This is a genomic window from Ensifer sp. NM-2, assembly GCF_003024455.1.
In the GTDB taxonomy this organism is placed as follows: Bacteria; Pseudomonadota; Alphaproteobacteria; order Rhizobiales; family Rhizobiaceae; genus Ensifer; species Ensifer canadensis.
The window spans coordinates 248211-268668 of sequence record NZ_PVZR01000007.1 but is presented as its reverse complement, the minus strand read 5'-3'; the positions used below and the strand labels follow the sequence as shown (position 1 = coordinate 268668).

Sequence of the window (20458 nt, the reverse complement as noted above, 5' to 3'; positions counted from 1 at the left end):
AACTTTCGACCCTCGCCCTCCACGCGGAAAGAAGGCACTAAAATGCGCCCGTCAGCTTGCTGGTCTTCAACAGGATGTTCGTCTCCGTCACGGTAATGCCGTCGATCAGCCGGATCCGCCTCAGCGTCTCGTCGAACGACACCAGGTCCCTGTCCTCAAGCTCGGCGATGAAGTCCCAGCGGCCGTTGGTGCTGTGCAGCGCCCTCACCTGTGGCAGACCGCGCAACTGCCCGGCGACCCGGTCGGCCATCTTGCCGTGGACCTCGATCATCACCACGGCCCGCACGCCGGAGGCCGGGATTTCCTGTCCCGTGCGAATGGTAAAGGCGGCGATCGTCCCGTTGGCGACCAGCCGGTCGATGCGTGCTGCAACGGTTGCGCGCGATACGCCGGTCCGCGCCGAAAGGGTCGAAACAGGCAGACGGGCATTTTGGCGCAGGGCACTGATCAGCGCCTGATCAAGGTCGTCCATATCTCTCACTTTGCAAAATCGGACTTAGCAATCTGTCGATCTTACCTTTCCAATCGACAGTTTTCCATCTTTTTGCTGTCACGCGTTTTGAGGATAATCCGCGCCATCCACGGGAATCATGACAGAAGGAACAGGGCGGATATGACGACCATCACGCTGATCGGCGCACCCATCGAGGAAGGTTCTGGACGACGCGGCGCGGCCATGGGCCCCACGGCACTTCGTATCGCCGGTATCGACACCGTTCTGCGCGAACTCGGCCACACGGTTTACGATGAAGGCGACGTCAAGCCGCTGCCGGCACGCGACCTCGCCAACCACCCCGGCGCCAACAACCTGCAGATCGTCGCCGCCTTCGCCCGCGCGCTGCACGATTCGGTCCATGACACCGTTCGCAAGGGCCATTTCCCGATCATTCTGGGCGGCGACCACGCGCTTTCGATGGGCAGCGTTTCCGGCATGGCGCGTTACGCCGCCGAAGTCGGCCGACCGCTGTTCGTGCTCTGGCTCGACGCCCATGCCGACTTCAACTCCCCGGCAACCTCGCCGTCGGGCAACATGCATGGCATGCCGGTCGCCTTCTACTGCGGCAAGGCCGAGTTTGCCCCGATCCTGCCTGCGGACCGGCCTATGGTCGATCCGACCAAGGTCTTCCAGGTCGGCATCCGCTCGGTCGACGACCGCGAACGCGAAGAGATCGCCGAACATGGCGTGCGTGTCTACGACATGCGTGCGGTCGACGAGCTCGGCATGGCGCACATCATGCGTCATATCCTCGATGAAGTGCGCTCGGCCAACGGCCTCCTGCATGTCAGCCTCGACGTCGACTTCATGGATCCCGAGCTGGCACCGGGCGTCGGCACCACCGTTCCGGGCGGCGCCACCTTCCGCGAAGCCCACCTGATCATGGAAATGCTCTGGGAGAGCGATCTCGTGTCCTCGCTCGACGTCGTAGAACTTAATCCGTTCCTCGACGATCGCGGCAAGAGCGCGCGTGTCCTGGTCGAGCTGACCGCGAGCCTTTTCGGCCGCCGTGTCCTTGACCGCCCGACCCGCAGCGCCTGAAATAGAAACAACGGAGGACGACGGATGAACACCACGGCAGACCTGATCGAAACCGAATACCGGCTCGGCGCACACAACTATAAACCGCTCGACGTTGTGCTTTCACGCGGCGAAGGCGTCTATGTCTGGGACATGGAAGGCAACCGCTACCTCGACTGCCTGTCGGCCTATTCCGCCGTCAACCAGGGCCACTGCCACCCGAAGATCTTCCAGGCGATGATGGAGCAGGCGCAGAAGCTGACGCTCACCTCCCGCGCCTTCCGCAACGACCAGCTGGCGCATTTCTATGAAGAGATCGCAGCACTCACCGGTTCGCACAAGGTGCTGCCGATGAACTCGGGCGCAGAAGCCGTCGAGACCGCCGTCAAGGCGGTGCGCAAGTGGGGCTACGAGGTCAAGGGTGTCGCGGAAAACAAAGCGGAGATCATCGTCTGCTCCAACAATTTCCATGGCCGCACGATGGGCATCGTCGGCTTCTCGACCGATCCGGACGCCCGCACCGGCTTCGGCCCGTTTGCGCCGGGCTTCAAGGTCGTCCCCTTCGGCGACATCGACGCCTTCCGCGCCGCGATCAACGAGAACACCGTCGCCTTCCTGGTCGAACCGATCCAGGGCGAAGCAGGTGTTCTGGTTCCCACCTCCGGCTATTTCCCGGCAGTGCGCGAGCTTTGCACCAAACACGGCATCACGCTGATCCTGGACGAGATTCAGACCGGCCTCGGCCGCACCGGCAAGCTGCTGGCTGAAGAACACGAGGGCATCGAAGCCGATGTGACGCTGATCGGCAAGGCGCTTTCGGGTGGTTTCTACCCGGTCTCGGCCGTGCTTTCGAACTCGGAAGTGCTCGGCGTGCTTAAGCCCGGCCAGCACGGCTCGACCTTCGGCGGCAATCCGCTTGCCTGTGCCATCGCCCGCGCGGCGCTGAGGGCCCTGACCGAGGAAGGCATGATCGAGAACTCGGCGCGCATGGGCGACCGCTTCCAGAAGGGCCTGACCGACATCCGTTCGAACATCATCAAGGAAGTTCGCGGCCGCGGACTGATGCTGGCGGTCGAGCTGGTGCCGGAAGCCGGTGGCGCCCGCAAATATTGCGAAGCGCTGAAGCAGCTCGGGATCCTTGCCAAGGACACCCATGGCGACACGATCCGCATCGCGCCGCCGCTGGTGATCACCGCCGAACAGGTCGATTGGGCGGTGGAACAGTTCGCCAAGGTTCTCGCTTCCGCTTGATCCCCTGACATTCTTTGTGTTCCATTGCGCCCCGGCTTCGACCGGGGCGCAATGTCTTACTACCAACCTGCGCCGATACTGGCCTATTGCGCCGGAGCGATTTTGGTTTCCGGCAAGGAGAAAACCGGAACCGGACCCAGCGTCCGGTGAGGATCGACGCAGGCTGGAGGCCAATATCGGCACAGGTTGGTATTAGCACTTGCAAAAGCAAGTCTTAACGAATCCCGGCCTATAGTCCCTTCCCAAAGCGCAAAGCGGTTCCTCCGCGCATGATGCAGCTGCGCCCCGCCGGATGTCGTCGGCGGACTTTTGAAAACTCTCCCCATCGGCTCAATGGCCGCGCCAGCCGCGACCGCACCGCACGGAGATGTAACGAGTTTGGCGGTGTCGCGCGCCTTAAGGCGTCGACCGGAAAGCTGGAAGGACCTTCGATGACAAGCACACTCAGGACGGCTGGTTTCGACGGCGAGACGCTGGAAATCATCGCGTTCCGCCTCCACGATCAGGAATTCTGCGTCAAGACCACCACGATCCGCGAGATCCGCGGCTGGGCCCCCTCGACCCCCATTCCGCATTCGCCACCCGAGGTCATCGGCGTGATGAACCTGCGCGGCACCGTGATCCCGATCATCGACCTTGCCCACAAGCTCGGCATGAAATCGACCACGGCCAATGAGCGCAGCGCCATCGTCGTCGCCGAAGTGCACAACATGGTGATCGGTCTCGTCGTCGACCGTGTCTCCGACATCCTCACGGTCCAGGGCAACCAGGTGCAACCGGTTCCCGAAGTCACCGCATCCTTCGACAAGAGCTTTGCCGAAGGCATCATCGCCAACGAGAACGGCATGATCTGCTTCCTCAACCTCGCTCGCATGTTCAAGGAACGCGAAGTCGAGGAAATGGCCGCCTAAACAACAGATTCTGCGTCGCATCAAGGCCCGCTTTGCCCTGGGCAAGGCGGCCTTTTTGCGTTCGGGCGGCGTGGCCCCGTGGCGCCACCCATGATTCGTAAACGATGAGTTGCTAATTCAACCTAGAAACAGCATACGAGTTTTCACAACTAAAATTTGATGTTTGCTATTTTAACAGCTGCTTAATAAGCCTGCCACTAATCTAGATTGTATAAGCAAGACGTCATGGGCATGAACGCCCACGAGTTCGAACTCCCCCCTCGAAGCACGAAAACGCTGACCCCGTTTGGGCCGGCGACGACGGACCAGACAATTTTCGGCAAGCCGGCATTTGTCCTTGTCCCCGGAGTCTGCGCCGCTCTTGGCCCCGCACGCCCTGTCGACAGCACAAGCAACAATGATCCGGCTTTCCGGTTTGAAACAACAAGAACCAAACCAGAGGGTAATCATGTTCTCTTTCGGGCAGAGTCTGGATTCACGCCAGATCGTCGCCGCGCTTTCAAAGTCGCAGGCCATGATCCAGTTCGATCTCACGGGAAAAATTTTGACGGCCAACGAAAACTTCTGCCAGGCACTTGGCTACAACCTGCAGGAGATCGTCGGCCAGCACCACCGCATGTTCTGCGCGCCGGATTATGTCCAGACCCAGGAATATCGCGACTTCTGGGCGCGGCTCGGACGCGGCGAGTTTGACGCCAATGCCTACAAGCGCGTTGCCAAGGGCGGCCGCGAAATCTGGATCCAGGCGACCTACAATCCGGTGTTTCACAACGGCAAGCCCTACAAGGTCGTAAAATTCGCAAGCGACATCACAGCGGCCAAGATCAAGGCCAACGAGGATGGCGGCAAACTCGATGCCATATCGAGATCGCAGGCGGTGATCGAATTCACCCCCGGGGGCGAAATCCTCATGGCCAACGAGAACTTCTGCAACGCACTCGGTTACAGCCTTCAGGAAATTCAGGGCAGGCATCACAGCATGTTCTGCGAACCCAGCTATGTGCGCGGCACTGAGTATGCCGAATTCTGGAAGAAGCTGGCCGCCGGCGAGTTCATCTCCAACGAGTTTGTCCGTTACGGCAAGGCCGGCAAGGAGATCTGGATCCAGGCGGCCTATAATCCGATCCGCGATCCGAGCGGCAAGGTCTACAAGGTCGTCAAGTTCGCGACCGACGTCAGCGAGCGCATGGGCGCAATCAAGGCGCTCGGCCTCGGCCTGCAGGCGCTTGCCGAGGGCGACCTCACTCACAGCCTGCCGACACCCTTCGTTCCCAGCATGGAAACGGTGCGTACCGATTTCAATGGCGCGATCGATCGGCTTTGTCGGGCGATGCAGACTGTTGGCGACAATGCGAACGCCATCGCTTCCGGCGCCCGCGAGATCCGCTCGGCCGCCGACGATCTTTCCAAACGCACGGAGCAGCAGGCGGCCTCTGTGGAGGAAACCGCAGCCGCCCTCGACGAGATCACCACGACAGTCGTCGATTCCAGCCGTCGCGCCGAAGAAGCGGGCGGACTGGTCGCCAAGACCAAGGCGGGCGCCGAACGCTCCGGCAACGTCGTCAAGAACGCGATCGGAGCGATGGATCAGATCGAGCAATCGTCACGCGAGATCTCCAACATCATCGGCGTCATCGACGACATCGCCTTCCAGACCAACCTCCTGGCGCTCAATGCCGGCGTCGAGGCGGCACGTGCCGGTGAAGCCGGCAAGGGCTTTGCTGTCGTCGCCCAGGAAGTGCGCGAACTCGCCCAGCGCTCGGCCCAGGCCGCCAAGGAGATCAAGGCGCTGATCACCGCCTCCAGCGACCACGTCAAGAACGGCGTATCGCTTGTCGGACAGACGGGGGCGGCGCTCGAGGAAATTCTGGTCCAGGTCCAGGAGATCAATCTCAACGTTTCGGCCATTGTCGAGGCCGCACGCGAGCAGTCGACGGGGTTGAAGGAGATCAACCAGGCGGTCAATTCGATGGATCAGGCAACCCAGCAGAATGCAGCGATGGTCGAGGAAAGCACGGCCGCAAGCCACAACATGTCGCGGGAAGCCGAAGCCCTCCACGCCCTGCTACGCCAGTTCCGCATCGGCCAGGACACGGCGCCGTTCGAGATGCAGCGTCACGCCGAGGAACGACAGCAGGCAACACGACTGAACGCCACCGCCCGCGCCATGCGCGGCGGACAAAGACAAGCGCTCGCCGGCGCACCATTGAACGACGGATGGCAGAATTTCTGAGCGCAATCCCTGCACCCCGCGCTCAGGAATGAGGGAAGGTGGCGACCGGTCGCCGCCTTCCCTAAAAACTCTATGGGATCGCGCCATCGCCGCATGGCGAGTACCGATCGACAGCCGCTCTCCAGTGTTCGACATCGTCAGGCGGTTCCGCAAACAAGCTGACAATCAAGATCCTCAGGCCGCTTCCGGGCGCTTGATCTTCGACGCCGCTTCAAGCACCAACGGGCTCAGACCCTCGCCGCCGCCATCGATATGCCGGAACAGCTGTCGCCGCATGCGCGGCTCCCAGAACTTGTTGATATGCGTCGCAACGCCCTCAGCGGCTTCGTCCTGCGGCTGGCTCTTGAAGAAGGTGGCGATCTGGTTCGCCATGTAGATCAGCTTGGCATTGGTGTCATGCGACATCGGCGACGGCTCCGGACTTGATGCGTTCGGCATGGGTGAAGATTTCGAATTCGTCGCCGCGCACCAGCGCGATCAACGTCATGCCCGCCGCTTGCGCCGTGCGGATCGCCAGCGCCGTCGGCGCCGAGATCGCGATGATGACTGGGCTGCCGACGACAGCGGTCTTCTGCACCATCTCGACAGAAACGCGGCTGGTAACGATGACGGCGCCGTCGCAGCCGCGGAAGCCGGCACGCGCTGCCGCGCCGACGAGCTTGTCCAGCGCATTGTGACGGCCGACGTCCTCGCGCACCGCGATCAATCCCTTGCCCGGCACATAGAATGCGGCGCCGTGCACGGCGCGCGTTTCGAAATGCAGCGGCTGCTGACCGTTGAGCAGCGCGACCGCCTTGACCACGTCTTCCTGCGACAGACGAAGCGTCGATGCCGAAACGTCGGGCGTCGGCCGCACCGCCTGCTCGATCGATTCGATGCCGCAGAGACCGCAGCCGACAGGGCCGGCCATATGGCGGCGGCGCAGGCGCAGCATGTCGTTCTGCTTGTCCTTGAGCGTGATCTGCAGGTCGATGCCGAGGTTGCCGGCAACCTCGTCGGCCATCGCCTCGACCGCTTCGATCTGGCCGGGCTCGGTGATGATACCCTCGGTCAGGCTGAAGCCGACGGCGAAGTCCTCGAGGTTCCCGGGGGTGGCCATCATCACCGCATGGGTCGAACCGCCAAAGGTGAAGGCCACCGGCGTCTCCTCCGGGACCACACGGGACCCGTCCCGCAAGGCCCCATTGCGACGGGCGGCTTCCGGCACGGTCTTCGACATCTGGAATTTCGGCATTGATGGCCCGGACATGGAGGCTACTCCGCAGCCTCCAGCTTGCCGGCGATCCGGCGTGACTGCCGCGCCTGCTCGTCATAATCCTGCTGCCAGTCCGACGGCCCGTTGGACGGCATCACCTGAACCGCCGTCACCTTGTATTCCGGGCAATTGGTCGCCCAGTCGGAGAAGTCGGTGGTGATGACGTTTGCCTGCGTCGTCGGGTGGTGGAAGGTGGTGTAGACGACACCGGGTGCCACCCGATCGGTGATCTGCGAGCGCAAGGTCGTCTCGCCGGCGCGGCTGGCAAGCCTGATCCAGTCGCCATCGTGGATGCCCCGTTGCTCGGCGTCGTGCGGGTGGATTTCCAGCCGGTCCTCCGCATGCCAGACGACATTGTCGGTGCGCCGCGTCTGGGCGCCGACATTATACTGGCTGAGAATGCGGCCGGTGGTCAGAAGCAGCGGGAAGCGCGGACCGGTGCGCTCGTCCGTCGCGACATATTCGGTGCGGATGAATTTGCCCTTGCCGCGTACGAAGCCGTCGACATGCATGATCGGCGAGCCCTCCGGGTGTTTCTCATTGCAGGGCCACTGCACGGAACCCATCTTGTCCAGATAGTCGTAGGAGACGAGCGCAAAGCTCGGCGTCGTCGCGGCGATCTCGTCCATGATTTCGGAGGGGTGGCGATAGCTCCAGTTGAGACCCATGGCCTGCGCCAGCTTCTGCGTCACTTCCCAGTCGGCATAGCCGTTCTTCGGCGTCATCACCTTGCGCACGCGGTTGATGCGGCGCTCGGCATTGGTGAAGGTGCCGTCCTTCTCGAGGAAGGTCGAGCCCGGCAGGAACACATGAGCGTAGTTGGCCGTCTCGTTGAGGAAGAGGTCGTGCACGACGACGCACTCCATCGCCGCAAGGCCGGCGGCCACATGCTTGGTATCCGGGTCGGACTGCAGGATGTCCTCGCCCTGGATGTAGATGCCCTTGAAGGTGCCGTCGACCGCGGCGTCGAGCATGTTCGGGATGCGCAGACCCGGCTCGTTGGAAATCTCGACACCCCAGAGCTTCTCGAAGGTCTCGCGCGTTGCATCGTCGGAGACGTGGCGGTAACCCGGCAGCTCGTGCGGGAACGAGCCCATGTCGCAGGAGCCCTGTACATTGTTCTGGCCGCGCAGCGGGTTAACGCCGACGCCCGGCCGGCCGATATTGCCGGTGACCATCGCGAGGTTGGCGATCGCCATGACGGTGGTCGAGCCCTGGCTGTGTTCGGTGACGCCGAGGCCGTAATAGATCGCGCCGTTGCCGCCGGTGGCATAGAGCCGTGCCGCCCCACGCACCAGTTCGGCAGGGACGCCGGTATAGGCCTCGGTCGCTTCCGGGCTGTGATAGGGCTCAGCGACGAAGGCTGCCCAGTCCTCATATTCCGACCAGTCGCAGCGTTCGCGGATGAAGGCCTCGTTGGCGAGGCCCTCCGTAACGATGACATGCGCCAGCGACGTCAGAATGGCAACGTTGGTGCCGGGCTGCAGAGGCAGGTGATAGGATGCTTCGATATGCGGCGAGCGCACGATATCGGTGCGGCGCGGATCGATGACGATCAGCTTTGCGCCCTCACGCAAACGCTTCTTCAGCCGCGAAGCAAAGACTGGATGGCCGTCCGTCGGGTTGGCGCCGATGATCACCGCAACGTCGGTGAACTCGACCGAATCGAAGTTCTGCGTGCCGGCCGAGGTGCCGAAGGCCTGGCCGAGGCCGTAGCCGGTCGGCGAGTGGCAGACGCGGGCGCAGGTGTCGACATTGTTGTTGCCGAAACCGGCGCGCACCAGCTTCTGCACCAGATAGGTCTCTTCGTTGGTGCAGCGCGACGAGGTGATGCCGCCGACCGAATCGCGGCCATACTGATACTGGATGCGCCGGAACTCCGCGGCCACATGCGCATAGGCCTGCTCCCAGGTCACTTCGCGCCAGGGATCGGAGATCTTTTCGCGGATCATCGGGTTGAGGATGCGATCCCCATGGTTCGAGTAGCCATAGGCAAACCGGCCCTTGACGCAGGAATGGCCGCGGTTCGCCTGGCCGTCCTTCCACGGCACCATGCGCACCAGTTCCTCGCCGCGCATCTCCGCCTTGAACGAGCAGCCGACGCCGCAATAGGCGCAGGTGGTGACGACGGAATGCTCCGGCTGGCCGATCTCAATCACCGACTTTTCCGTCAGCGTCGCCGTCGGGCAGGCCTGGACGCAGGCGCCGCAGGAGACGCATTCCGACGACATGAAGTCTTCGGCCATGCCTGCGGAAACGCGGCTGTCGAAACCACGGCCGCCGATCGTCAGCGCGAACGTGCCCTGCACTTCCTCGCAGGCGCGCACGCAGCGCGAGCAGACGATGCATTTCGCCGGATCAAAGGTGAAGTAGGGGTTGGATTCGTCCTTCGGCTGCCATTTGGCGTTGATGCCGCCGTTGTTGCGCGCCTTGACGTGATTGTCACCCTCATAGCCGTAGCGAACATCGCGAAGGCCGACTGCGCCGGCCATGTCCTGCAGCTCGCAGTCGCCATTGGCGGCACAGGTCAGACAGTCGAGCGGATGGTCGGAAATATAGAGTTCCATCACCCCGCGGCGAACGTCCTTCAGCCGCGGCGTCTGGGTCGACACTTCGAGCCCCGGCGCCACTGGCGTGGTGCAGGAGGCGGGCATGCCGGCCCGGCCCTTGATCTCGACGAGACAGAGCCGGCACGACCCGAAGGCGTCCATCATGTCGGAGGCGCAGAGCTTCGGCACCTCGATGCCGGCATCCATCGCCGCCCGCATGATCGACGTGCCCTCGGGCACCGTCACCTCACGGCCGTCGATAGTCAGCGTCACCATGGTTTCGGAGCGGGAGGCCGGCGTTCCATAGTCGATTTCATGAATGAGAGACATGGTCTTCCTCCTCACTCCGCCGCTTCGACAAGCGGAGCCGGTTTAAAATCATCCGGAAAATGCGTCATGGCGCTGACGACGGGATAGGGCGTGAACCCGCCGAGCGCGCAGAGCGAGCCGAACTTCATGGTGTTGCAGAGATCGGAGAGCAATTCGCGGTTCTTCTCCGGCTCGATGCCGGCGGCGATCTTGTCGGCCACCTCGACGCCGCGGGTCGAGCCGATGCGACAGGGCGTGCACTTCCCGCAGCTCTCGATGGCGCAGAATTCCATGGCGAAACGCGCCTGTTTCAGCATGTCGGCGGTATCGTCGAAGACGACGATGCCGGCATGGCCGATCAAACCGTCCCTTGCGGCAAAGGCTTCATAGTCGAACGGCGTGTCGAACAGCGCGCGCGGGAAATAGGCGCCGAGCGGGCCGCCCACCTGCACCGCCTTGACCCGACGGCCGCTCGCCGTGCCGCCGCCGATATGATCGATGATCTCGCCGAGCGCCAGGCCGAAGGCGGTTTCGAATAGGCCGGGATGCTTGACGTTGCCAGCGATCTGGATCGGGATCGTGCCGCGCGAACGGCCCATGCCGAAGTCGCGGTAGAAGACAGCACCCTTGTCCATGATGACAGGAACGGAGGCGAGCGAGATGACGTTGTTGATGACGGTCGGACAGTCGAACAGGCCCTTGTGTGCCGGCAACGGCGGCTTGGCGCGCACGATGCCGCGCTTGCCCTCGAGGCTGTTCAGGAGCGCCGTTTCCTCGCCGCAGACATAGGCGCCGGCGCCGGTGCGCACCTCCATGTCGAACGCCCGGCCGGAGCCGAGCACCGATGGCCCGAGCACGCCAGCGGCACGCGCGATCTCGATCGCCTTAGCCATCGTCGCGATCGCATGCGGATATTCGGACCTCGTGTAGATGAAGCCCTTGGTCGCACCGGTCGCGAGCCCTGATATCGCCATGCCTTCGATCAGCACGAAGGGATCGCCCTCCATGATCATCCGGTCGGCAAAGGTGCCGCTGTCGCCCTCGTCGGCGTTGCAGACGATGTATTTGCGTGCGCCAGCGGCTTCGAGCACGGTCTTCCACTTGATCCCGGTCGGAAAGCCGGCGCCGCCGCGACCGCGAAGACCACTGTCGGTCACCTGGGCAACGATTGCCATCGGCTCCATGGCGATGGCGTTCTCAAGTCCGCGAAGACCGCCATGCGAGCGGTAATCGTCGAGCGACAGCGGATCGATGACGCCACAGCGCGCAAACGTCAGCCGTGTCTGCTGCTTCAGGAACGGAATATCCTCGGTCTTCCCGAGACAGAGCGCGTGATCGCCGCCGGCAACAAGCCCGGCATCAAGCAGAGAGACAACATCACGGGCCTTCACCGGCCCATAGGCGACGCGCCCCTCCGAGGTTTCCACCTCGACCAGCGGCTCCAGCCAGTGCAGTCCGCGCGAACCGTTGCGCACAATGGCAACGTCGAGGCCGCGCGCGGCGACCGCGTCCTCCATCGCCTTTGCAACCTTGTCGGCGCCCAGCGCCAATGCTGCGGCATCACGGGGAATGTAGATCTTTGTTGTCATCGGCGCGCCTCCGCGACGAGAGCTTCGAGATCGTCGGCATCGACCCGGGCATGCACCTCTCCGTCGAGCATCGCGGAGGGTGCGCAGGAACAGAGCCCGAGACAGTAGACCGGCTCGAGCGTCACCGCGCCGTCGGGTGTCGTCTCGTGGAAGTCGATGCCGAGCAGGTGCTTGGCGCGTTCCGCAAGCGCATCGCCGCCCATCGACTGGCAGGCTTCGGCGCGACAGAGCTTCAACACATGACGACCGGCCGGGTGCTCGCGAAAATCGTGATAGAAGGAAAAGACGCCGTAGACTTCGGCGCGCGACAGGTTGAGCTCCCGCGCGATGACAGGCAGACAGTCCTGCGGCACATATCCGAACTCGTGCTGGATCTCATGCAGGATCGGCAGCAGCGGCCCTTCGAGCCCCTTCAGTTCCTCGACGATCGCAAGCGTGCGTCCGGGCACATCGCCACGCGGCTGGTGAATATTCACTCAGGAGCCCTCCCGGCTCGCGGCTGCAGCGCCCCTTGTACGGACCTCGCCCAGCTCGAATTGGCATCTTCTGGGAAGGCCGTTTCCTCCACGCCCTTGCCCAAGAGTGAAAAGCTTCGCCCTTCTGGCCGGAAGGGTCAATAAGGCTGTTTCGTTGATTGATAGAAAAAATCTATTGAACCTGATTTCGTTCGCCGAGAATGCGCGCTTCGTGCAAAAGCGCCGATACCAGCGGCGTGAATGGTTCACGATGGGTCGCAACCAGGCCAACGGTGTGGCGGGCATCCGGTTCGACGATCGGAATCATCTTGATATCATCGTGAAAGCCGAATGATTTCGCGACGTTAAACGGCATGATGCTCGCCCAGCGACCGGTGCGCACATGGGAGAAAAGCACGATCATCGAGTTTGATTCGAGCGTCGGCTCAGCGACGACGCCGGCCTCGGAAAGATGCTGGTTGACGATGCGGCGGTTCTGCATATCGGCGGTCAATAGACAAAGCCGAACGTTGCTAACCTCCTTCCACGTCACGGTTTCGCGATCGGAAAGCGGCGTTCCGGTGGCCGTCACGAGGTGATATCGCTCGATCTGCAGCGGAACGCTGGTCACGCGCCCGAGCGGCTCGTTCTCCAGATAGGTCAGTCCGGCATCGATCTCGAGGTTTTCGAGCAGCGCCAGGATCTGCAACGAGGTGGTCGACAGCACCGAGAACGTCACATCCGGATGCTTCTCCTGAAACGGCGCGGTGATCATCGGCACCATGGCAAGCGTCGTCGGGATCGCCGCCAGCCTGATATGCCCGGAGAGCCCCTTGCGCGCCGCGCGCATTTCCTCGCGCATCGTGCGGGCATCGCCGACGATGCGCCGCGCCCATTCCAGCACCCGCTGCCCCTCCGGGGTCAGCCCCTGAAAACGCGAACCGCGGCTGACGAGCATGACGCCGAGCTGTTCTTCCAGCTGGCGGATTGCCGCCGACAACGTCGGTTGCGTCACGCCGCATTCAAGCGCCGCCCGGCCGAAGTGCCTTTCGCGAGCGAGCACCAGGAACATTTCCAGCTTGTCGATCATCACACGTGTCTCAAGCGATCAACTGGCCGCCGTTGACCTCCAGCACTTGGCCCGTGATGTAGCCGGCAAGCGCATGGGAGGCGAGGAAGAGATAGGCCGGCGCGCAGTCTTCGGCGGTTCCGAGCCTGCCGATCGGGATTGTCTTGCGCGTTGCCTCCAGTTTCTCCGGCGACGAGTAACGCTCGTGAAACTCTGTCGTGATGGTGCCGGGCGAAACGCAATTGACCCTTATGCCTTCCGGGGCCAGTTCGCGCGCCAGCGCCTTGGAATAGGTGGAGACGAACGCCTTGGTTGCCGAATAGATCGAGGAGCCGGCGCTGCCGCCGGTCAGCGCCGAAATCGACACGGTGTTGACGATCGCCGGATGCGTGCCTTTGCGAAGAAGCGGCAACATGGCGCGTGTCATCTCGACCACCGAGGTCTGGTTGAGCTGAACGACGGTGCGATACTGTTCGTCCGTCAGTTCCGCCGCCGGAAAGCGGCCAACCATCGTGCCGGCATTGTTGACAAGGATATCGACGCTGTCGAATCGGCTGCGGATCGCCTCCGCCAAAGCCTCGACGCCGCCATCCGCCAGGAAGTCGGCTGCAGCCACATGCGCCCGGCCCTCGGTCGCTGCCGTCTCCAGAAAATCCGGCAGTTCCCCGACCGATCGCCCGGCATGCACGAAGACACGCGCGCCGCAATCGAGGAACTGGCGCGCCACCTCAAGGCCGATGCCGCGTCCGCCACCGGTCACCACCACATTCATGCCCTTGAACAAGGCCGGATGAAACATGTCTTTTCCCTCTTCCCGTCATTGCCAAAGTCGCCTATCGCCGAGGCGATTGCAACGCGCGCAATCGACATAGCCGACGACGAAAGCAGATTCGCGACAAACGCCGATTTCTGAAATTGCACAGCTTTCGTTTTTGCATATTATGAAAAAAAACGAAAACGGGAGGTTTCGGAATGTATCTGACGGGGCGGCAGGCGGAAATCCTGGAACTGGCGAAGAACGAAGGACGCGTGCTCGTCGAGGAGCTGGCGCAGCGCTTTTCGGTGACGCCGCAAACCATCCGCAAGGACCTGAACGACCTCTGCGACGCCAAGATCCTGAACCGGATTCACGGCGGCGCGATCTTCCCGAGCGGCAAGGAAAACGTCAAATACGATGCCCGCCGCCAGATCGCCGCACCGGAGAAGCAGGCGATCGGCAGGGCGGCCGCCGCCCTCATCCCCGACAACGCCTCGCTGTTCATCAACATCGGCACGACGACGGAAGCGGTCGGCGAAGCACTTCTCGACCACAAGGAATTGATGGTCATCACCAACAATATCAACGTCGCCAACCACTTGCGCGTCTTTCCCTCGATCGAGGTGGTTATCACCGGCGGCGTCGTTCGCGGCTCCGACGGCGGTATCGTCGGCGAGGCTGCGGTCGATTTCATCAAGCAGTTCAAGGTCGACTTCGCCGTCATCGGCGCCTCGGCCATCGACCATGACGGCGCGCTGCTCGATTTCGATTTTCGCGAAGTGAAAGTCGCCCAGGCGATCATCGCCAATGCCCGCCATGTCATCCTCGTTTCCGACTCGACAAAATTCGAAAGAACGGCCCCGGTCCGCATCGGCCATATCTCCCAGGTTCAGACCTTCATCACCGATCGCTGTCTCATTGATAACGTGCGGAAAATCTGCGCAGAGCAGGACGTTCGCCTGATCGAAACCGAGGCTTGAAGATCGTTTTTTAGACTGTCCTGAGATTCGAACAACATTCGTTTGACATTCGATATCTTTTCGCTTTAACTGATTTCGCTTTCGCGACTGCATCAATTTGTGCATTGCGAAACGTGGGAGGGGAAAAGCAGTGGCAGAGCAGGCAATCTTCGACGTCTTCATTATCGGCGGCGGCATCAACGGATGCGGCATTGCGCGTGATGCGGTCGGTCGGGGATACTTCGTCGCGCTCGCTGAAATGAACGACTTTGCCTCCGGCACGTCGTCCGGCTCGACCAAGCTCATCCACGGCGGCCTGCGCTATCTCGAACATTATGAGTTCCGCCTGGTGCGCGAGGCGCTGATGGAGCGCGAAGTGCTCTGGGCAATGGCACCGCACGTCATCTGGCCGATGCGCTTCGTCCTTCCCTATCATAAGGGCGGCCCGCGCCCGGCCTGGCTCATCCGCCTCGGCCTGTTTCTTTACGACCATATTGGCGGCCGCAAGCTGCTGCCGGCAACGGCCACGCTCGACATGACGCGCGATCCGGCCGGAAAGCCGCTGAAGCGGCTCTTTACCAAGGCTTTCGAATATTCCGACGGTTGGGTCAACGATGCCCGACTGGTCGTGCTCAATGCCCGCGATGCCGCCGACCGCGGCGCCCGGATCATGGCGCGCACCCGGGTGATCTCGGCAAAGCGCGACAACGGCAACTGGGTGGTCGACACGGAAAATGCCGCGACCGGCGAACGTCGGCAGATCCGAGCGCGCATGCTGGTCAATGCCGCAGGCCCTTGGGTCGATGCGGTACTATCAGGCGCGCTCGGCAAGAACGACGTTCACAATGTGCGCCTGGTCCAGGGCAGCCACATCGTCGTCCGCAAGAAGTTCAACGACCCCCGCGCCTATTTCTTCCAGAATCCGGATGGCCGGATCATGTTCGCCATCCCCTATGAGGACGATTTCACGCTGATCGGCACCACCGATCGCGACTATACCGGCAACCCGGCCGACGTCCGCATCAGCGACGCCGAGGTCGACTACCTCTGCAAGGCCGCGAGCGAGTATTTCCTCGAGCCGATAGAAAAGGACGACATCGTCTGGACCTATTCCGCCGTTCGCCCGCTGTTCGACGACGGCGCCAGCAAGGCGCAGGAAGCAACCCGCGACTACGTTCTTCGCGTCGAAGGCGACAGGGCCGCGGCCCCGCTCCTCAACGTTTTCGGCGGCAAGCTGACGACCTATCGCCGCCTGAGCGAATCCGCGCTCGAGAAGATCGGCGATGCCATCGGCGTCAAGGGTGCCAAGTGGACCGCCGGCTCAAGCCTGCCGGGCGGGGACTTCCCGGCCAAGGGCTACGCCGACGAAGTCGCAAAACTTCACAAGAAGTATCCCTTCCTTGCCGCCGGCCATGTGCGTCGGCTGGTACGCCTCTACGGCACGCGCGCGTCCGCGCTCATTGGAGCGGCAGCGAATGAAGCAGCCCTTGGCCATCATTTCGGCGCCGACCTCTATGAGGCGGAAGTGAAGTGGCTGATCGAGCAGGAATGGGCCCGGCACGCCGAGGACGTGCTGTGGCGGCGCACCAAACTGGGATTGAAGCTGACGTCCGGCGAGGCGACGGCGCTGGAGGAATACATGCGGGGCGCGGCGCACGCCGCCGCCTGAGGGCCCCGCATTCAAGACTGCCGATGGCTGGGTGGAACACCGGAGAATTCAATGCTTGAAATGAAGAAGATATCCAAGGTCGTGGGTGGGGAGACGCATATCCTCCCGACCGATCTTGTGCTGGAAAGGGGGTCGCTCAATGTGCTGCTCGGCCCGACCCTTTCCGGCAAGACGTCGCTGATGCGGCTGATGGCCGGCCTCGACAAGCCTGCCTCCGGCTCGCTGATCTTCGACGGCACCGACGTCACCGGCCTGCCGGTGCAGAAGCGCTCCGTAGCGATGGTCTACCAGCAGTTCATCAACTACCCGTCGATGACCGTCTATGACAACATCGCCTCGCCGATGCGCATCAAGGGTTCGGACGCAGCCACGATCGACCGCGAAGTGCGCAAGGCCGCCGAACTGCTCAAGCTCACGCCCTATCTCGACCGGACGCCGCTCAGCCTTTCCGGCGGCCAGCAGCAGCGGACGGCGCTGGCGCGCGCCATCGTCAAGAATGCCGATCTCGTGCTGCTCGACGAACCGCTCGCCAACCTCGACTACAAGCTGCGCGAAGAACTGCGCGAGGAACTGCCGAAGCTCTTCGCAGCCTCCGGCGCGATCTTCGTCTATGCGACCACCGAACCTTCCGAAGCTCTGCTTCTCGGCGGCAACACCGCTACGCTTAGCCAGGGCCGGATCACCCAGTTCGGCAAGACCATCAACGTCTTCCGTCGCCCGGTGGACCTGGTGACGGCACGCACCTTCGCCGATCCGCCGCTGAACACGATCGAGCTCATCAAATCAGGCTCGATCTTCACCTTTGACGGCAAACACGTGCTGTCGGTTCCCGCCCATCTGTCGGCGTTGCCGGACGGCCCCTGCACGGTCGCCTTCCAGCCGCACCATCTGTCGTTCGACCGTCCCTTCGACGGCGCGACGCCGCTGACGGTAAAGACGGCAATCTCGGAAATCGCAGGTTCCGAAAGCTTCATCCACGTCGGATTTTCCGGCGCGCGCTGGGTCATGCTGGCGCCGGGCATTCACGACATCGAACCGGACGCAACCCTCGAGGTTTTCGTCGATATCCGCCACCTGATGGTCTTCGGGCCGGATGGGCGCGCGATCGGCGGAACCGCCTGAGGAGGCGCTGGGAGGAAACGAAAATGGCACGCATCGATCTCGAACATATCCGCCACGCCTATGGCGCCAAGCCGAAGTCGGAAAACGACTACGCGCTCAAGGAAGTGCACCACAAATGGAACGATGGCGGCGCCTACGCGCTGCTCGGTCCGTCCGGTTGCGGCAAGACCACGCTGCTCAACATCATCTCGGGCCTGATCAATCCGTCCGAGGGACGCATCCTCTTCGACGGCAAGGACGTGACGCACCTGTCCACGCAGGACCGCAACATCGCCCAGGTGTTCCAGTTCCCGGTCATCTACGACACGATGACCGTCTACGACAATCTCGCCTTTCCCCTGCGCAACCGGCATGTGCCGGAGACCGAGGTCGATCGCCGCGTCAAGGAGATCATCGAGATGATCGGCCTTGGCGGCTGGGCGGGCAAAAAGGCGCAAGGGCTGACGGCCGACCAGAAGCAGAAGATCTCGCTTGGCCGCGGCCTGGTGCGCTCCGACGTCAGCGCCATCCTGTTCGACGAGCCGCTGACCGTCATCGACCCGGAAATGAAATGGGTGCTGCGCTCGCAGATCAAGCGCCTGCACAAGCAGTTCGGCTTCACCATGGTCTATGTCACCCACGACCAGACCGAGGCGCTCACCTTCGCCGACAAGGTCGTCGTCATGTATGACGGCCAGATCGTGCAGATCGGCACGCCGGCCGAGCTTTTCGAGCGGCCGCGCCATACCTTCGTCGGCTACTTCATCGGTTCGCCGGGCATGAACGTGCTGCCGGCCAGGATCGACGGCAGCACCGCGACGATCGGCAGCGAGACCATCGCTCTCAACTTCCGGCCCGAGATCAAGGCCGGCGCCAAGACCGAACTCGGCATTCGCCCGGAATTCGTGTCGATCGGTCGCGAGGGCATGCCGGTTGCGATCACCAAGGTCGAGGATATCGGCCGCCACAAGATCGTGCGCGCCCGCTTCGCCGACCAGCCGATCTCGATCATCCTCGACGAGGACGGCGCCATTCCGGCCGAGCCGCGCATCGCCTTCGACCAGAAGGCCATCAACATCTACGCCGATTCCTGGCGCGTCGGCGGGGAGGCCTGATCATGGAAAAGACCTGGAACAACAAAGCCTGGTTCATGGTTCTGCCGGTGCTGGTGCTCGTCGCCTTCTCGGCGGTGATCCCGCTGATGACCGTGGTCAACTACTCGGTTCAGGACACCTTCGGCAACAACGAGTTCTTCTGGGCCGGCACCGACTGGTATGTCGACGTGCTGACCTCAGACCGGTTCTGGGACGCGCTCACCCGCAACCTGATCTTCTCGGCGATCATCCTCGCCATCGAAATTCCGCTCGGCATCATCATTGCGCTCAACATGCCCAAGAAGGGCCTCGGCGTTCCGGTCTGCCTCGTCCTGATGGCACTGCCGCTTTTGATCCCGTGGAACGTCGTCGGCACCATCTGGCAGGTCTTCGGCCGCGTCGACATCGGCCTGCTCGGCCACACGCTGGAAGCGTTGGGCATCAACTACAACTATGTACAAAACCCCATGGACGCCTGGGTGACGCTGATCGTCATGGACGTCTGGCACTGGACGAGCCTCGTCGTACTTCTGTGCTATGCCGGTCTCGTCTCGATCCCCGACGCCTACTACCAGGCCGCCAAGATCGACGGCGCATCGCGCTGGTCCGTCTTCCGCTACATCCAGTTGCCGAAGATGAAGCGCGTGCTCCTGATCGCCTTCCTGCTGCGTTTCATGGACTCATTCATGATCTATACCGAGCCCTTCGTCGTCACCGGCGGCGGCCCCGGCAACTCGACCACCTTCCTGTCGATCGACCTCGTCAAGATGGCCATCGGCCAGTTCGACCTCGGTCCGGCGGCAGCCCTGTCGATCATCTACTTCCTCATCGTCCTGCTGCTCTCGTGGATCTTCTACACCGTGATGACCACAAGCGACGCGCAGAGCTGAGCCGGAAGGGAGGAAAAACCATGACCGCTACAACACAACCCCTGTCGCAACGCCTCTCCTGGCTGATCCCGACGGTCTATATCCTGTTTCTGCTGCTGCCGATCTACTGGCTCGTCAACATGAGCTTCAAGGAGACGAGCGAGATCCTCAGCACGTTTTCGCTGTGGCCGCAGAACCCGACCCTGCGGAACTATACGGTGATCTTCACCGATCCGTCCTGGTACAAGGGCTATATCAACTCGATCATCTATGTCGTCATGAACACGGTGATCTCGGTGGCAGCCGCCCTGCCTGCAGCCTACGCCTTCTCTCGTTATCGCTTCCTTGGCGACAAGCACCTGTTCTTCTGGCTCTTGACCAACCGCATGGCGCCGCCGGCCGTTTTCGCCCTGCCGTTCTTCCAGCTCTATTCGGCCTTCGGCCTGATCGATACGCACATTGCCGTGGCGCTTGCCCACTGCCTGTTCAACGTGCCGCTGGCGGTCTGGATCCTGGAAGGCTTCATGTCGGGCGTGCCGAAGGAGATCGACGAAACCGCCTATATCGACGGCTATTCGTTCCCGCGCTTCTTCGTGAAGATCTTCACGCCGCTGATTGCCTCCGGCATCGGTGTCGCGGCCTTCTTCTGCTTCATGTTCTCCTGGGTCGAGCTGCTGCTGGCCCGCACGCTGACGACAACCGCGGCAAAGCCGATCGCCGCCATCATGACCCGGACCGTGTCCGCCTCCGGCCTCGACTGGGGCGTTCTGGCCGCGGCCGGCGTGCTGACCATCATCCCCGGCGCGCTCGTCATCTATTTCGTGCGCAACTACATCGCCAAGGGCTTTGCCCTGGGCCGCGTCTAAAGGAGC

General features: G+C 62.5%; 18 protein-coding genes. 10 read left to right on the top strand and 8 right to left on the bottom strand.

The features are described from left to right. Positions 1–37: 37 nt before the first annotated feature. Positions 38–472, bottom strand: coding sequence for an Lrp/AsnC family transcriptional regulator (locus C6558_RS16845; RefSeq protein ID WP_025425027.1), 435 nt, complete (start codon positions 470–472; stop codon positions 38–40). A 141-nt stretch (positions 473–613) separates the two neighbouring features. Between C6558_RS16845 and rocF the strand changes: the two genes are divergently transcribed. The 4 genes from rocF to C6558_RS16825 all read left to right on the top strand — a co-directional run bounded on the left by rocF (position 614) and on the right by C6558_RS16825 (position 5911). Then, positions 614–1537: an arginase gene (rocF, locus tag C6558_RS16840; protein ID WP_025425028.1), complete on the top strand. Its 924-nt coding sequence runs from the start codon at positions 614–616 to the stop codon at positions 1535–1537. 24 nt (positions 1538–1561) lie between these two features. Further along, entirely contained in the window at positions 1562–2767 is a 1206-nt protein-coding gene (gene rocD / locus C6558_RS16835; protein ID WP_025425029.1) for an ornithine--oxo-acid transaminase, read from the top strand. A 431-nt stretch (positions 2768–3198) separates the two neighbouring features. Beyond that, complete coding sequence (locus C6558_RS16830) at positions 3199–3678, top strand: chemotaxis protein CheW (protein WP_025425030.1); 480 nt, start codon at positions 3199–3201, stop codon at positions 3676–3678. A 448-nt stretch (positions 3679–4126) separates the two neighbouring features. Beyond that, on the top strand, positions 4127–5911 hold the full coding sequence (locus C6558_RS16825) for a PAS domain-containing methyl-accepting chemotaxis protein (RefSeq protein ID WP_025425031.1): 1785 nt from the start codon (positions 4127–4129) through the stop codon (positions 5909–5911). Positions 5912–6085: 174 nt separating this feature from the next. Here the strand turns inward: C6558_RS16825 and C6558_RS16820 are convergent, their stop codons facing one another. The 7 genes from C6558_RS16820 to C6558_RS16790 form a co-directional block, all read right to left on the bottom strand. Next, positions 6086–6316 (bottom strand): formate dehydrogenase subunit delta, encoded by a 231-nt coding sequence (locus C6558_RS16820; protein ID WP_025425032.1) that lies wholly within the window; start codon positions 6314–6316, stop codon positions 6086–6088. Next, positions 6306–7160 (bottom strand): formate dehydrogenase accessory sulfurtransferase FdhD, encoded by an 855-nt coding sequence (fdhD, locus tag C6558_RS16815; protein ID WP_025425033.1) that lies wholly within the window; start codon positions 7158–7160, stop codon positions 6306–6308. Before fdhD ends, C6558_RS16820 begins: the two co-directional genes overlap by 11 nt. Before the next feature lie 5 nt (positions 7161–7165). Next, a complete protein-coding gene (gene fdhF / locus C6558_RS16810; RefSeq protein WP_025425034.1) occupies positions 7166–10045 on the bottom strand; it encodes a formate dehydrogenase subunit alpha in 2880 nt (959 codons plus the stop codon). 11 nt (positions 10046–10056) lie between these two features. After that, complete coding sequence (locus tag C6558_RS16805; protein ID WP_025425035.1) at positions 10057–11613, bottom strand: NADH-quinone oxidoreductase subunit NuoF; 1557 nt, start codon at positions 11611–11613, stop codon at positions 10057–10059. Next, positions 11610–12089, bottom strand: coding sequence for a formate dehydrogenase subunit gamma (locus tag C6558_RS16800; protein ID WP_025425036.1), 480 nt, complete (start codon positions 12087–12089; stop codon positions 11610–11612). Before C6558_RS16800 ends, C6558_RS16805 begins: the two co-directional genes overlap by 4 nt. 172 nt (positions 12090–12261) lie before the next feature. Then, positions 12262–13158, bottom strand: a complete 897-nt coding sequence (locus C6558_RS16795; protein WP_025425037.1) for a LysR family transcriptional regulator — start codon at positions 13156–13158, stop codon at positions 12262–12264. 10 nt (positions 13159–13168) lie between these two features. After that, positions 13169–13936, bottom strand: coding sequence for an SDR family NAD(P)-dependent oxidoreductase (locus tag C6558_RS16790; RefSeq protein WP_025425038.1), 768 nt, complete (start codon positions 13934–13936; stop codon positions 13169–13171). Between the two features lie 173 nt (positions 13937–14109). On the opposite strand from C6558_RS16790, the gene C6558_RS16785 reads away from it, so the two are divergent. The 6 genes from C6558_RS16785 (at position 14110) to C6558_RS16760 (ending at position 20452) form a co-directional block, all read left to right on the top strand. After that, positions 14110–14874, top strand: coding sequence for a DeoR/GlpR family DNA-binding transcription regulator (locus tag C6558_RS16785; RefSeq protein ID WP_025425039.1), 765 nt, complete (start codon positions 14110–14112; stop codon positions 14872–14874). Positions 14875–15004: 130 nt separating this feature from the next. Further along, positions 15005–16522 carry a glycerol-3-phosphate dehydrogenase gene (gene glpD, locus C6558_RS16780; protein WP_057218341.1) on the top strand — a complete coding sequence of 506 codons (1518 nt, stop codon included), beginning with the start codon at positions 15005–15007 and terminating at the stop codon, positions 16520–16522. 51 nt (positions 16523–16573) lie between these two features. Continuing rightward, positions 16574–17644, top strand: a complete 1071-nt coding sequence (locus C6558_RS16775; RefSeq protein WP_025425041.1) for an ABC transporter ATP-binding protein — start codon at positions 16574–16576, stop codon at positions 17642–17644. Between the two features lie 23 nt (positions 17645–17667). Further along, positions 17668–18738, top strand: coding sequence for an ABC transporter ATP-binding protein (locus tag C6558_RS16770; RefSeq protein ID WP_025425042.1), 1071 nt, complete (start codon positions 17668–17670; stop codon positions 18736–18738). A 2-nt stretch (positions 18739–18740) separates the two neighbouring features. Then, entirely contained in the window at positions 18741–19607 is an 867-nt protein-coding gene (locus tag C6558_RS16765; protein ID WP_025425043.1) for a carbohydrate ABC transporter permease, read from the top strand. 20 nt (positions 19608–19627) lie between these two features. After that, the gene (locus tag C6558_RS16760; protein WP_057210833.1) at positions 19628–20452 is read left to right on the top strand and encodes a carbohydrate ABC transporter permease; all 825 of its coding nucleotides are present in this window, start codon (positions 19628–19630) and stop codon (positions 20450–20452) included. Positions 20453–20458: the final 6 nt, after the last annotated feature.

Bases quoted from the DNA above. Each gene is read 5' to 3' on its own strand.
- C6558_RS16845 (WP_025425027.1), bottom strand. From the start codon at position 472: ATGGACGACCTTGATCAGGCGCTGATCAGTGCCCTGCGCCAAAATGCC.
- C6558_RS16775 (WP_025425041.1), top strand. From the start codon at position 16,574: ATGCTTGAAATGAAGAAGATATCCAAGGTCGTGGGTGGGGAGACGCAT.
- rocF (WP_025425028.1), top strand. From the start codon at position 614: ATGACGACCATCACGCTGATCGGCGCACCCATCGAGGAAGGTTCTGGA.
- C6558_RS16770 (WP_025425042.1), top strand. From the start codon at position 17,668: ATGGCACGCATCGATCTCGAACATATCCGCCACGCCTATGGCGCCAAG.
- C6558_RS16795 (WP_025425037.1), bottom strand. From the start codon at position 13,158: ATGATCGACAAGCTGGAAATGTTCCTGGTGCTCGCTCGCGAAAGGCAC.
- C6558_RS16830 (WP_025425030.1), top strand. From the start codon at position 3,199: ATGACAAGCACACTCAGGACGGCTGGTTTCGACGGCGAGACGCTGGAA.
- C6558_RS16785 (WP_025425039.1), top strand. From the start codon at position 14,110: ATGTATCTGACGGGGCGGCAGGCGGAAATCCTGGAACTGGCGAAGAAC.
- fdhF (WP_025425034.1), bottom strand. From the start codon at position 10,045: ATGTCTCTCATTCATGAAATCGACTATGGAACGCCGGCCTCCCGCTCC.
- C6558_RS16825 (WP_025425031.1), top strand. From the start codon at position 4,127: ATGTTCTCTTTCGGGCAGAGTCTGGATTCACGCCAGATCGTCGCCGCG.
- C6558_RS16790 (WP_025425038.1), bottom strand. From the start codon at position 13,936: ATGTTTCATCCGGCCTTGTTCAAGGGCATGAATGTGGTGGTGACCGGT.
- rocD (WP_025425029.1), top strand. From the start codon at position 1,562: ATGAACACCACGGCAGACCTGATCGAAACCGAATACCGGCTCGGCGCA.
- C6558_RS16760 (WP_057210833.1), top strand. From the start codon at position 19,628: ATGACCGCTACAACACAACCCCTGTCGCAACGCCTCTCCTGGCTGATC.
- C6558_RS16765 (WP_025425043.1), top strand. From the start codon at position 18,741: ATGGAAAAGACCTGGAACAACAAAGCCTGGTTCATGGTTCTGCCGGTG.
- C6558_RS16805 (WP_025425035.1), bottom strand. From the start codon at position 11,613: ATGACAACAAAGATCTACATTCCCCGTGATGCCGCAGCATTGGCGCTG.
- fdhD (WP_025425033.1), bottom strand. From the start codon at position 7,160: ATGTCCGGGCCATCAATGCCGAAATTCCAGATGTCGAAGACCGTGCCG.
- C6558_RS16820 (WP_025425032.1), bottom strand. From the start codon at position 6,316: ATGTCGCATGACACCAATGCCAAGCTGATCTACATGGCGAACCAGATC.